General features: G+C 61.3%; 11 protein-coding genes and 1 tRNA gene. 11 read left to right on the forward strand and 1 reads right to left on the reverse strand.

The window, feature by feature from the left end; genetic code table 11:
- Positions 1–57 precede the first annotated feature (57 nt).
- The 11 genes from uppS (at position 58) to rnhB (ending at position 11630) form a co-directional block, all read left to right on the forward strand.
- Entirely contained in the window at positions 58–849 is a 792-nt protein-coding gene (gene uppS / locus C8D92_RS14845; protein WP_116919850.1) for a polyprenyl diphosphate synthase, read from the forward strand.
- Between the two features lie 43 nt (positions 850–892).
- Entirely contained in the window at positions 893–1735 is an 843-nt protein-coding gene (locus C8D92_RS14850) for a phosphatidate cytidylyltransferase (RefSeq protein WP_116919851.1), read from the forward strand.
- A 52-nt stretch (positions 1736–1787) separates the two neighbouring features.
- Positions 1788–2963, forward strand: coding sequence for a 1-deoxy-D-xylulose-5-phosphate reductoisomerase (ispC, locus tag C8D92_RS14855; RefSeq protein WP_116919852.1), 1176 nt, complete (start codon positions 1788–1790; stop codon positions 2961–2963).
- Positions 2964–2998: 35 nt separating this feature from the next.
- Entirely contained in the window at positions 2999–4348 is a 1350-nt protein-coding gene (gene rseP, locus C8D92_RS14860) for an RIP metalloprotease RseP (protein ID WP_095612082.1), read from the forward strand.
- Between the two features lie 65 nt (positions 4349–4413).
- Positions 4414–6738, forward strand: coding sequence for an outer membrane protein assembly factor BamA (gene bamA / locus C8D92_RS14865; protein ID WP_095612081.1), 2325 nt, complete (start codon positions 4414–4416; stop codon positions 6736–6738).
- A 60-nt stretch (positions 6739–6798) separates the two neighbouring features.
- Positions 6799–7293 (forward strand): OmpH/Skp family outer membrane protein, encoded by a 495-nt coding sequence (locus C8D92_RS14870; protein ID WP_095612080.1) that lies wholly within the window; start codon positions 6799–6801, stop codon positions 7291–7293.
- 140 nt (positions 7294–7433) lie between these two features.
- Entirely contained in the window at positions 7434–8459 is a 1026-nt protein-coding gene (gene lpxD / locus C8D92_RS14875; RefSeq protein ID WP_095612079.1) for a UDP-3-O-(3-hydroxymyristoyl)glucosamine N-acyltransferase, read from the forward strand.
- A gap of 86 nt (positions 8460–8545) precedes the next feature.
- On the forward strand, positions 8546–8983 hold the full coding sequence (gene fabZ / locus C8D92_RS14880; RefSeq protein WP_095612078.1) for a 3-hydroxyacyl-ACP dehydratase FabZ: 438 nt from the start codon (positions 8546–8548) through the stop codon (positions 8981–8983).
- Positions 8983–9774: an acyl-ACP--UDP-N-acetylglucosamine O-acyltransferase gene (gene lpxA, locus C8D92_RS14885; protein WP_095612077.1), complete on the forward strand. Its 792-nt coding sequence runs from the start codon at positions 8983–8985 to the stop codon at positions 9772–9774. The genes fabZ and lpxA overlap by 1 nt, the downstream gene beginning before the upstream one ends.
- Before the next feature lie 99 nt (positions 9775–9873).
- Positions 9874–11007, forward strand: coding sequence for a lipid-A-disaccharide synthase (gene lpxB / locus C8D92_RS14890; protein WP_228151287.1), 1134 nt, complete (start codon positions 9874–9876; stop codon positions 11005–11007).
- On the forward strand, positions 11004–11630 hold the full coding sequence (gene rnhB / locus C8D92_RS14895; RefSeq protein ID WP_095612076.1) for a ribonuclease HII: 627 nt from the start codon (positions 11004–11006) through the stop codon (positions 11628–11630). The genes lpxB and rnhB overlap by 4 nt, the downstream gene beginning before the upstream one ends.
- Before the next feature lie 456 nt (positions 11631–12086).
- Here the strand turns inward: rnhB and C8D92_RS14900 are convergent.
- A tRNA-Met gene (locus C8D92_RS14900) sits at positions 12087–12163 on the reverse strand.
- Positions 12164–12345: the final 182 nt, after the last annotated feature.

A 12345-nucleotide genomic window follows, 5' to 3' on the forward strand; every position in this document is an offset into this window, starting at 1 on the left:
ATCCACGCGGACAGCCCCAGCCCGGTCACCCGGGCTGGCGGCGCTCAGAGGTATTCAATGACGGACACGTCTTCTGCGGACATTCCGCTCACTGCGGGCAAGCGCCCGGAGCATGTCGCCATCATCATGGACGGGAACAATCGATGGGCGCGGGAGCGCGGCCAGGGAGGCGTTTCCGGACACCGGGCGGGTGTGAACTCGGTTCGTTCGACGGTTGAGACCTGCGCCCGCGAAGGGGTGTCGGTGCTCACCCTGTTTGCGTTCTCCAGCGAGAACTGGCGGCGCCCAAAGGATGAAATCTCTGCGCTCATGCGCTTGCTGCTGATGGCGCTGGAGCGGGAGGTGCGCAAACTTCACCGGAACAACATCCGGCTGAGGATCATCGGCGACCGGACGGCGTTCAGTGAACGGATTCAGGCCCACATGGACCGGGCGGAAGTGCTGACCGCCAACAACACCGGCATGACGCTGGTTGTGGCAGCCAACTACGGCGGCCACTGGGACATCACCTGCGCCACGCGTCGTCTGGCGGAGAAAGTTCAGCGCGGCGAGCTGGCACCAGAGGCCATTACCGACGATCTGGTGCAGCAGCAACTGAGTATTGGTGATCTGCCCATGCCGGATCTGCTGATCCGGACCGCGGGTGAGCAGCGGATCAGTAATTTCCTGCTCTGGCACCTGGCCTATACCGAGTTCTATTTTTCACCGGTGTACTGGCCGGACTTCGGGCCGGAGGAAATGCGGGGTGCGCTGGCCGCATACGGGCAACGCAAACGCCGGTTCGGGCAGACCGATGACCAGGTGGATGCGGACGAAGCGCCGCACGTGACCGGTACCGACGGTCCCTGACTCGGGGATCAACGACAACAACCAGAATAGAAGTGACCCCATTGTGCTTCGGACACGCATCATCACCGCACTGATTCTTGCGCCCATTGCCATTGGGGGTATCTTTTTTCTCCCCCCTCTTGGGTTCGCCCTGTTTACCGGCGCCATCATCACGGTCGGGGCATGGGAGTGGGCCAACATGGCTGGCATCACGCACCCGCTCGGGCGTGTCGGCTACGCGCTGGCACTGGCCGCCATCCTGTTTGCCCTGTTTCTGACGCCTCCGGTTCCGATTCTGGCCGTAGCGCTGCTCTGGTGGGTACTGGCGCTTGTGATGGTTGTGCTCTACCCACGCGGACGTCGGACCTGGCGCCCTGCGGCGTTCAAGGCGTTGTTCGGGGTGTTGGTTCTGGTGCCCGCCTGGGTTGGGCTGAACCATCTGCGCTCCGGCGATTTCCAGCTGGCGGAGACGGGCAACAACCTGCTGCTGATCCTCTACACCTTCTGCATTGTGTGGGTCGCCGATATCGGGGCGTACTTTGCCGGCCGGGCCTTTGGGCGTGCGAAACTGGCTCCGCGTGTCAGCCCCGGTAAGTCCTGGGCGGGTGTCTGGGGCGGCCTTGCCGCCGTCGCGCTACTGGCCCTGTTTGTGGCCTGGGCGGCCGGCTGCTCGCCGGCACAGGCGCTGTGGTTAACGGCGGTCAGTCTTGTCGCCGGCGCCTTCTCGGTGCTCGGTGACCTGATTGAGAGTCTGTTCAAGCGGGTCCGTGGAATCAAGGACAGCAGCGGATTGCTGCCGGGCCATGGCGGTATTATGGATCGGGTCGACAGCCTGACGGCCGCGATTCCGATATTCGCCCTCGGAATCACACTGATGGGCTGGCTGGAGCCTGCCGTGCTGTCGTAACGGGCCGCCTCCCATGATGGTTTGGAATCCCTTTTAACCCACAGGAGCCGCTATGCGCCAGGTCACTTTGCTGGGAGCGACCGGATCCATCGGTCTCAACACCCTGGACGTACTGGCCCGACACCCGGATCGATTTGCCGTCCACGCATTGACTGCCAATCGGCAGGTGGATCCCATGATTCGCCTGTGCTTCGAGCACAAGCCCCGCTATGCTGTCATGGCGGATCCCGACGCCGCCCGTGAACTGGCCGAACGTTTGCCTGCCGGGTTGGGTGTGACCGTGCTTTCCGGGTGCGAAGGGCTCGAACAGGTCGCGTCTGCTGAGACGGTCGACGTGGTTATGGCGGCCATCGTCGGCGGCGCAGGGCTGCGTCCGACACTGGCGGCGGCCCGGGCCGGTAAACGCGTTCTGTTGGCCAATAAGGAAGCGCTGGTGATGTCCGGCGCGCTGTTCATGGATGCGGTCGCCGAGTCCGGAGCGGAATTGCTGCCCATCGACAGCGAACACAACGCCATTTTCCAGTGTCTGCCACCCGATCACATCCGGGACCCGGACGGCGCCGGCGTCCGGCGGATTCTGTTGACCGCCTCCGGCGGCCCGTTCCGCGAAACCCCGGTGGCGTCGCTAGCCTCCGTGACGCCGGAACAGGCCTGTGCGCATCCGAACTGGAGCATGGGGCAGAAGATTTCAGTGGACTCCGCGACCCTCATGAACAAGGGCCTGGAGTTGATTGAGGCCTGTTGGCTTTTCAACACCGGGCCCGGTCGTATTGATGTCCATGTCCACCCCGAAAGCATCATCCATTCCATGGTGGAATATCTTGACGGCTCCATCCTCGCGCAGTTGGGCAGTCCGGACATGCGGACGCCGATTGCCAACGGTCTTGCCTGGCCGGAGCGTATTGATGCAGGGGTGGGGTCGCTGGACCTGTTCGAGCTGGGCCGATTCCGCTTTGAGCGGCCGGATGAAGACCGATTCCCATGTCTGACACTCGCCGCGGACGCGTTCCGCCTCGGGGGGACGGCACCGGTGGTGCTGAATGCGGCGAATGAAGTGGCCGTGCGTGCCTTTCTGAATGGTCATCTGAAATTCACCGATATTCCCGTTATCATTGAGAAGGCGCTGGAGCGACAGGCTCCCGTCGCGGCGGAGAGCTTTGAGGTCATCTTCGAGCAGGATGCCCAGGCCCGTCAGCTTGCCTGGTCCATTGTTGAGGCCCAGGCGTAGCGGTCGACAGATGTAGCGAGCGATAAAGGCAGCCGATGGACATCCTTCAAACCATTCTCGCGTTAATCGTCACACTCGGTATTCTTGTGACGATTCATGAGTACGGTCATTTCTGGGTCGCACGCCGTTGCGGTGTCCGGGTATTGCGGTTCTCGGTCGGTTTCGGCAAGCCCCTCTTCTCCCGGTATGACCGCCACGGGACCGAATTCGCCGTGGCGGCCATCCCGCTTGGCGGTTACGTCAAAATGCTGGACGAGCGTGAAGGGCCGGTGCCTGACGAGCAGCTCCACGAGGCGTTTACCCGTAAGTCACCCGGTCAGCGGATCGCCATCGCTTCGGCGGGTCCCATCGCCAATTTTCTGTTTGCCATCGTCGCCTACTGGTTATTGAGCGTGGTGGGCTTTACGTCCGTGGCACCGGTGGTGGGCCAGGTGACGCCCGACAGCGTGGCAGAACGCATGGGATTGAGTTCCGGGACGGAGATCGTCGCAATCGATGGCCGGTCGGTTTCGGACTGGCGCGATGTCGGCGGGCGCCTGCTTGAGCGCGCCGGTGAGCAGGGTGCGGTAATGGTAACGGTCGAGGAAGGTGGTCAGAGACGAACCCTGACGACCGACCTGAAGGGGTGGCGCCTGGAGGGACGCCAGCCGGACCCGATTGGCCGTTTTGGTATTGAGCCCTACCGGCCGGATATTCCGCCGGTGCTGGGGCGAATCGTCGATGGCAGTCCGGCTCAGGCGTCGGGTTTGCAACAGGGCGACCGGGTGAAAGCCGTGGACGGGGAACCGGTTGGCGACTGGTTTGATCTGGTGGATCGGATTCAGGCCGCCCCGGGCGAGACACTCACCATGACCATTCAGCGAAACGGGCATGAAACCATCCTGTCGGTCACGCCGGAGCCGGTTGAAGGGGAGGCGGGGCAGACCATCGGCCGGGTTGGTGCAGGCGTTGCGCCGATCGAATGGCCTGAGGGGAGCCTGAGGCACAATCAGTTCGGTCCGCTGGAATCGATTCCCCGGGCACTGGGTGAGACCTGGTCCGACACGCGGATGATTCTGGTTGCCGTCAAGAAGATGGTGACCGGGCTGCTGTCCCCGGAAAACCTCAGCGGTCCGATTACCATCGCCCGGGTGGCTGAGGCCACGGTGAGTTCCGGATTCCAGGACTTCATTGGCTTCCTGGCGTATCTGAGCATCAGTCTCGGGATTCTCAACCTGATGCCGGTGCCGGTGCTGGACGGTGGCCACATCCTTTTCTATTCGATTGAGGCCATCCGCCGCAAGCCGGTTTCCGAGCAGGCTCAGGCCATTGGCGTGCGTATCGGGCTGGCCCTGATTCTGACCATCATGGTCTTTGCCCTTTACAACGACCTGATGCGGTTGTGAGAATTGCCGACTTCCCGGGCTTCCCGCCCGGTTCCTTATTGCGCATAAACAGGCGAATGAACTGAATGAGACGTCCTCTACTGAGTGTGTTGGCAGGGCTGTGCCTGATGGTGGTGGCTCTGCCGCAGGCTCTGGCCTTCGAGTTTGTCGTTTCGGATATCGAAGTGGAAGGGTTGCAGCGGGTATCGGCCGGCACCGTTTTCAGTGCCTTCCCCGTCGATATTGGCGAAACCATCAATGACAGCGATGTCAGCGACGCCATCCGGAACCTCTTCCAGACGGGCCTGTTCACCGACATTCGCGCCAGCCGCGATGACAACGTCCTGATCCTCACCGTCCGTGAGCGCCCCTCCATCAGCGACATTTCGATTGAAGGCAACCAGAACATCGAGACGGAGCGCCTGAAAGGGGCTCTGCAAGGGGCCGGGATTGAGGAGGGGCAGGTCTTTAAGCGGGCCACGCTGGAGCGTCTCGAGCTGGAAATCCTGCGCTCCTATGTCTCCCAGGGTCGCTACAGCGCCCGTGTGAACGCCACCGCGGAAGACCAGCCGCGTAACCGAGTGTCCGTGTCGCTGGACATCCAGGAAGGCAGCGTGGCGGCGATTCGCCACATCAACATCATTGGCAACGAAGCGTTCACTGACGAGACACTGACCGAGGAATTCGAGCTGGCGACCTCCTGGTGGTGGACGTCCATCACCAGTGCGGATAAATACGCCCGCGAACGCCTCAGTGGTGATCTGGAAACATTGCGGTCGTGGTATCTCAACCGGGGCTACCTGGACTTCAGCGTCGAGTCCAGTCAGGTATCCATCTCGCCGGACAAGAAAGACGTGTTCATCACCATCGCGGTGAATGAAGGGCCCAAGTACACCGTCTCCGATGTCAAACTGCGGGGCGCCCTGATCGTGCCGGAAGACGAGTTGCGAGAACTGCTGCAGATTCGCGAAGGGGATACCTTCTCACGGGCAGCGCTGACCCAGACCTCCAACAGTCTGTCGAGCCGGCTGGGCCGTGAAGGCTATACGTTCGCCAACGTCAATGCGGTACCGGAGTCTCACGACGACAATACGGCATCCATCACCTTCTTCATTGAGCCGGGCGAGCGGACCTATGTCCGGCGGATTGAGTTCCGCGGCAACGTCTCGACCCGCGACGAAGTGCTTCGCCAGGAGCTGGTCCAGATGGAAGGCGCCGTGGCGTCCACCGATCTGATCGAATTCTCCAAGACCAAGCTGGAACGTCTCGGCTTCTTCAAGACGGTGGATGTGGAAACCCGCCGTGTGCCTGGAAAAGAGGGCAAAGTCGACGTCAACTACACTGTGGAGGAGCAGGCGACCGGGAGTCTGCAGGCCTCCGTTGGCTTCTCGCAGACGTCTGGCGTCATCCTGGGCGCCAATGTGTCTGAGAAGAACTTCCTCGGGACAGGCAAGCGTGTGTCAGTGGGCGCCAACATCAGCGATTCCATCAAGAGCGCCAACTTTTCCTACACCAACCCGTATTACACGGTGGACGGTGTCAGCCGCGGCTTCAGCCTGTTCGCCCGTGAGACGGATTTTGAGGAAGAGGAGATCTCTTCCTATCTGCTGGATGAATACGGCGGTCGCCTGAACTTCGGCTATCCCGTCAACCAGAGCACGCGTCTGAACTTCGGTGTGGGCTACACGCTGACGAAACTGAAAACGGACCGTTTTCCGGCAGAAGAAGTCGAGACCTTCATCGACAACCAGGGGGACACGTTCAACACCTATCTGCTGACCGGCTCCTGGAACCAGAACACTCTCAACCGTGGCGTGTTGGCAACCGATGGTTATAGTCACTCCATTTCCGCCAATGTGGCGGTGCCAGGCAGCGACCTGACCTATGTCAAGGTGAACCACCGTACCAATGCCTACTTCCCGATCAATGAGGCCCAGACCTGGGTGTTCCGGACGCGCACCGACATCGGTTACGCTCACGGCTACGGTGACACGGATGTGATGCCGTTCTTCGAACATTACTTTACAGGCGGGTATGGTTCGGTACGCGGGTACGAGGCCAATTCACTCGGGCCGCTGGCGACCAATAACGACCAGCTCGCGCCCGGTATCGAACAGGATCCGTTTGGTGGCACCATCCTCACCGAGGGCAGCGCCCAGTTGATCGTGCCGACGCCATTTGCCGAGGGCAGCCGCTCCATGCGCACTTCTGTGTTCGTCGATGCCGGGCAGGTGTTCGATCCGGACCGGGGCTTCGACGTGTCGCTGGGTGAAATCCGGATGGCGGCGGGTGTGGGCTTCCAGTGGATAACTGCGATCGGGCCGTTGGCATTCAGTCTGGCGAAACCGCTGAATGACGAACCCGGGGACGATACCCAGGTCTTCCAGTTTTCACTGGGGCAGCAATTCTAGGAATACTCTGAAGAATCCGGGGGCACCCCGTCAGAGCACACACAATCAGGAGAGATGGACATGATCAGAAAAACCTTCCTGGCCGCGCTGATGGCCGTGCTGGCCCTGCCGGTGGCAGCCGAGACCACGATTGGCGTGGTGGACCTGCGTCGTGCGCTGTTTTCGTCAGAGGGCGCGCAGTCGTTCAGCGAAAAGCTGCAGGGCGAGTTCGCGGATGATGAGAAGAAAGTCCGTCAGGCCCAGCAGGAGGCCAAGAAGCTTAAGCAGCGCCTCGAGAAGGATGGCGCCATGATGAATGAATCCGAGCGCGAGGAACTGACGCAGAAATTCCGCGAGAAGGTCCAGGAATTCAATTACCTCAAGCAGCGCCTGGATTCCACCGTGTCCAGTCGTAAGCAGCAGTTCCTGAAGCAGTCGCGTCCAAAGGTGGATGCCGCTATCAAGGAGCTGCAGAAGGAGCACGACCTCGATCTGGTGCTGCCCGCCGAAGCAGTCGTGTATTCCAAGCCGGATATGAATCTCACCCAACAGCTGCTGGAAAAGCTGAACCAGTAAGGCGAACCTTGGGGCTGTGACGACACACCCTCTCCTCCGGGAGAGGGTGTTTTTTGCTTTGGCCTCGCCAGCGCTTTTCCACGCACGCGTGGCGTTCGCTACAATGGTTGCCTATCGAATCCAGAATCGGATTATCCAGCATGAGCCAGCAACACTACACCCTCCGTGACATTGCCGAGGCGCTTGGGGCAGAGCTTCGGGGCGACGACACGGTCCGGATTGGGGGCGTGGCGACGCTGCAGTCCGCCCAGCCTGGCCAGATCAGCTTTCTGGCCAATCCCCGCTACGCCGGATACCTCCAGGAGACACGCGCATCGGCGGTGATCCTGTCTTCGGATGTGGCGGAGGCGAGTCCGACCAATGTCCTGTTACTCGACAACCCCTACCTCGGGTACGCTCAGCTAAGCCACTGGTTCGACCCTCTGCCGGTTGCCGAGCCGGGGATTCATCCGTCTGCCGTGGTGGATGAAGGGGCTGAGGTTGCCGACTCCGCGTCGATCGGTCCCCAGGCGGTGATTGCGGCAGGTGCTGTGGTTGGTGATCAGGCCATTGTTGGCCCCGGTTCGGTCGTGGGCGAACGGTCCGTGGTCGGGCAGGGCACGCGTCTCCAAGCGCGGGTCACGCTCTATCATGACGTTGTGATTGGCCGGCGCTGCCTGCTTGAAAGCGGAGCGGTGATCGGCTCCAACGGGTTCGGCTTTGCCAACGAGAAAGGCGTCTGGCATCGGATCGCACAGATTGCCGGTGTTGTGATCGGTGATGATGTGGAAGTCGGGGCGAATACCACCATTGACCGGGGGGCCCTCGAGCCGACGCGGATTGGTGACGGGGTCAAGCTCGACAACCTGGTTCAGATCGGTCACAACGTGCAGGTCGGCGATCACACCGCCATGGCGGCCATGGTGGGAATTGCCGGCAGTACCGTCATTGGTCGCCATTGTGTCTTTGGGGGCGCGACGGGCGTGAGCGGGCACCTGACCATCGCCGATGGCGTGCAACTGACCGGTATGACGATGGTGACCCACAGTATTCGCAAGCCCGGGGTGTATTCCTCCGGGCTGGCGGCAGACGAGAACCGTAAGTGGCAGAAAAACGCCGTGCGCTTCCGCCAACTGGACAAACTGGCCAGACGGCTGCGCGATCTTGAAAAGAAACTGTTGGATTAAGGAACCTCCGGCACCGTCCACGCGTCTCCGGGAGCACTGGAGCAGGCAAGAAGACGGAACCGGGGGTATCCCAGAGGCCGTTGCTGATGATGCATATTGAAGAGATTCTGGAGTACCTGCCCCATCGTTATCCGTTCCTGCTGCTGGATCGTGTGACCGAAGTCACCGCTGGTGAATCGATTTACGGGTACAAGAACATTTCGTTCAACGAACCCTATTTCACCGGTCATTTTCCCCAGAAGCCGATCATGCCCGGGGTATTGATTATTGAAGCCATGGCACAGCTGTCCGGGGTTCTTGGCTTTGTGACCGTTGATCGAAAGCCGGAAGATGGTGTTATCCACTATCTGGCCGGGTCGTCCAAAGTGCGTTTCAAGCGCCCCGTGGTCCCGGGTGACAGACTGGATCTGGAGTCACGGTTCCTGTCGGACAAACACGGTATCTGGAAATTCGACTGCCGGGCCCTTGTCGACGGCAAAGTGGCCTGTGTGGCAGAGATCATGACAGCGGAGCGAGAAGTTTAATGACCTCACAGGTTTGGTCAGGCATCCATCCACAGGCGATCGTGGACCCCTCGGCAACCATCGGGGAGAACGTCACGATTGGCCCGTGGACGTGGGTCGGACCTGATGTCGAGATTGCCGACGGCACGGAAGTCCTGTCCCACGTGGTGATCAAGGGGCCGACAACGATCGGCCGTAACAACCGGATATTCCAGTTCTCCAGTATCGGCGAGGAATGTCAGGATAAGAAGTACGATGGCGAACCCACGACACTGGTGATTGGTGATAACAACATCATCCGGGAGAACACGACCATTCATCGTGGCACGGCCCAGGATCGTGGTGAAACCCGCATCGGCAGCAACAACCTGTTGATGGCATATGTCCATGTGGCCCACGACTGCGTCGTGGGCGACGACACCATCCTGGCCAATTGCGCGACGCTGGCCGGCCACGTCACTGTCGGCGACTGGGCGATTCTGGGCGGTGGCAGCATGGTTCACCAGTTCTGCCATATCGGCCCGCACAGCATGAGCGCGGGGGGAAGCATCATTCTCAAGGACATTCCGGCCTACATCATGGCGAGCGGACAGTCGGCCGGCGCCCATGGCCTGAACGCAGAGGGGCTTAAACGACGCGGCTTCTCGCGCGAGGTCATCCGCGACCTGCGCCGGGCGTACAAAGTGATCTATCGTCAGGGGCTGACGCTGGCACAGGCCACGGAAACCCTGGAGACGGAGTTCACGGACACGCCGGAAATGCGCCTGCTGATCGACTCGCTCAAGCAGGCGGGCCGGGGGATTGTCCGGTAACTGCCCGTGTTGAGTGACCCAGCCATTGTTCCCGCCTCCACGGATGACGGTGCCACAGCGCCCGAATCCGTACCAGTCGTCAGTGATCGCCCGGTTGCCATTGGAATCGTCGCCGGGGAAGCGTCCGGGGATATTCTGGGTGCCGGCCTGATCCGGGCGCTGCGCAAACGCTACCCGAATGCCCGTTTTGCCGGTATCGGCGGTCCGGAAATGGAGGCCGCCGGATTCCACTCGCTGGTGCCCATGGAGCGTCTGTCGGTTATGGGCCTGGTGGAAGTGCTCGGTCGCCTGCGTGAACTGTTCGAGATTCGTCACCGCGTCCGGGATTATTTCCTGACCACGCCGCCAGACGTCGTGATCGGCATCGATTCGCCCGATTTCACCATTGGTCTGGAACGTCAGCTTCGAAAGGCCGGCATCCGAACGGCCCACTACGTCAGTCCGTCGGTATGGGCCTGGCGACAGAACCGCATTCACAAGATTGCCCGGGCTGTGGACCGGATGCTGACCCTGTTTCCGTTCGAGGCGCGCTTTTATGAGGAGCACCATGTGCCGGTGTCTTTTGTGGGGCACCCCCTGGCGGATGATATTCCCATGCGCGTCGACACGGCCCACGCCCGTCGGTCTCTGGCACTCGACCCGGATCAGCCCGTGCTGGCAATTCTGCCTGGCAGCCGGGGTGGCGAGATTGAACGACTCGGTTCCCTGTTCCTGAGTGCGGCCCGGTGGCTTCAGGAGCGCCGGACAGATCTGCAGCTGGTCATACCCTGTGTCAATCGCGCGCGGGAGAAGCAGGTGGAAGCCCTGCTGGCATCACTGGATGTGCAGCTGCCCGTGCGGCTCGTCAGAGGGCGTTCCCGGGCGGTGATGGCGGCGGCCGACGTGGTCCTGCTGGCGTCCGGGACAGCGACGCTGGAGGCCATGCTGCTGAAGAAGCCCATGGTAGTGGGCTACCGCGTTGCGCCCGTCACGTTTTTTCTGGCCTCCCGCCTGGTTCACATCGCTCACGTGGCGTTGCCAAATCTGCTGGCTCAGCGTGAATTGGTGCCCGAGTTGCTACAGAATGACGCCACACCGGAGGCGCTTGGTCAGGCAGTGCTGCACCAGCTGGAACACCCGGAGACGGTGTCCGCGCTTGAGAGCGCTTTTGATGAGTTCCATCGCCAGCTGCGCCGCAATGCCAGCGAGCGTGCGGCGGATGCCGTCAAGAGCCTGATCGGGGAGGGGGAATGAGTCGGGCACTGGAGGGTCAGCCATTTGTTGCCCGCTATGATGGCCGGCGGTTGGCCGGCGTGGATGAAGTGGGGCGAGGGCCGCTGGCCGGCCCGGTAGTGGCCGCGGCGGTCATTCTCGATCCGGAGAAGCCGGTTGAGGGGCTGACTGATTCCAAGAAGCTGACCGAACGCCGTCGGGAACGATTCTTCGATCAGATAAAAGAACACGCGGCGGCGTGGGCCATTGGTGAGTGCTCACCGGCGGAGATCGACGAGCACAACATCTATCAGGCCACGTTCATTGCCATGGAGCGTGCGGTGCGGCAACTGATGCCCGAACCGGAACATGTCCTCGTCGATGGCAACCGCTGCCCCAGCTGGCGCTGGCCCAGTGAGCCGGTCATCAAAGGCGACAGCCGTGTCGATGCCATCAGTGCCGCGTCGATCCTTGCCAAAGTGACCCGCGACCGGACCATGGTCGAGATGGATGCGCGCTACCCTGGCTACGGCCTGGCCGGCCACAAGGGCTACCCCAGCCCTGCCCACCTGGAAGCCCTCAAACGCCTGGGGCCCAGCCCGATCCACAGACACTCCTTCCGACCCGTCCGGGAATCGGTGATACAGCAGTCGTTTGATTGGTAAGTCCGCGTCGACGGCTGCCAGAAAGGCTCGACGACCGCAGGGAGTCGATGCCTCCGACTCATTGAGTTCGCCGCGGAATCCGTGGAAGGGCGCGGAAAATAAAGGTTTGCCACGGAAGAACACAGAAAGCACGGAAACCGCCGCGCGGGCGGAAAGAGTGAGTCGACATCACTAGTGTCCCGTCGGGCTAATTCCTTAATCTACTGCTTGCCTCTGAGGACTCAGAGGCAAGCCCTTCGGGAGCTTCTGAAAAACCGAATAGCGTCGTTGTGCCGTCTCGATTTGGAACCACCAAACCTTCACCAGCACGCCTAGCTCTTCGGTTTTTCAGAAGCTCAGTAGGTTAAGGAATTAGCCCGACGGGACACTAGGCTGCGAAGCGGCAAAGAAGGGCTGACTCATAACGCCCCCGCGGAAACGAAAAAAGCCGGCAATCAGCCGGCTTTTCTCATTATGTGGTAGCGGGGGCTGGATTCGAACCAACGACCTTCGGGTTATGAGCCCGACGAGCTACCAGACTGCTCCACCCCGCATCAAAACTGGTTTTCGGCCCTTCCGGACCGTCGCCGGCGGCCCCTGTTGTTGGCGCCCCCTGACGATGTGGTGCGAATCATACGGGCGGTTCGGGATGCTGTCAACGGGGTGGCCAGAAAAAAGTGCATCGGATGTAACGGGGTGGATTTCCGCCGCGGTGTCCGCTCTGCTAGGATTCATT

It is taken from the genome of Tamilnaduibacter salinus, assembly GCF_003096655.1.
Classification (GTDB): Bacteria; Pseudomonadota; Gammaproteobacteria; order Pseudomonadales; family Oleiphilaceae; genus Tamilnaduibacter; species Tamilnaduibacter salinus.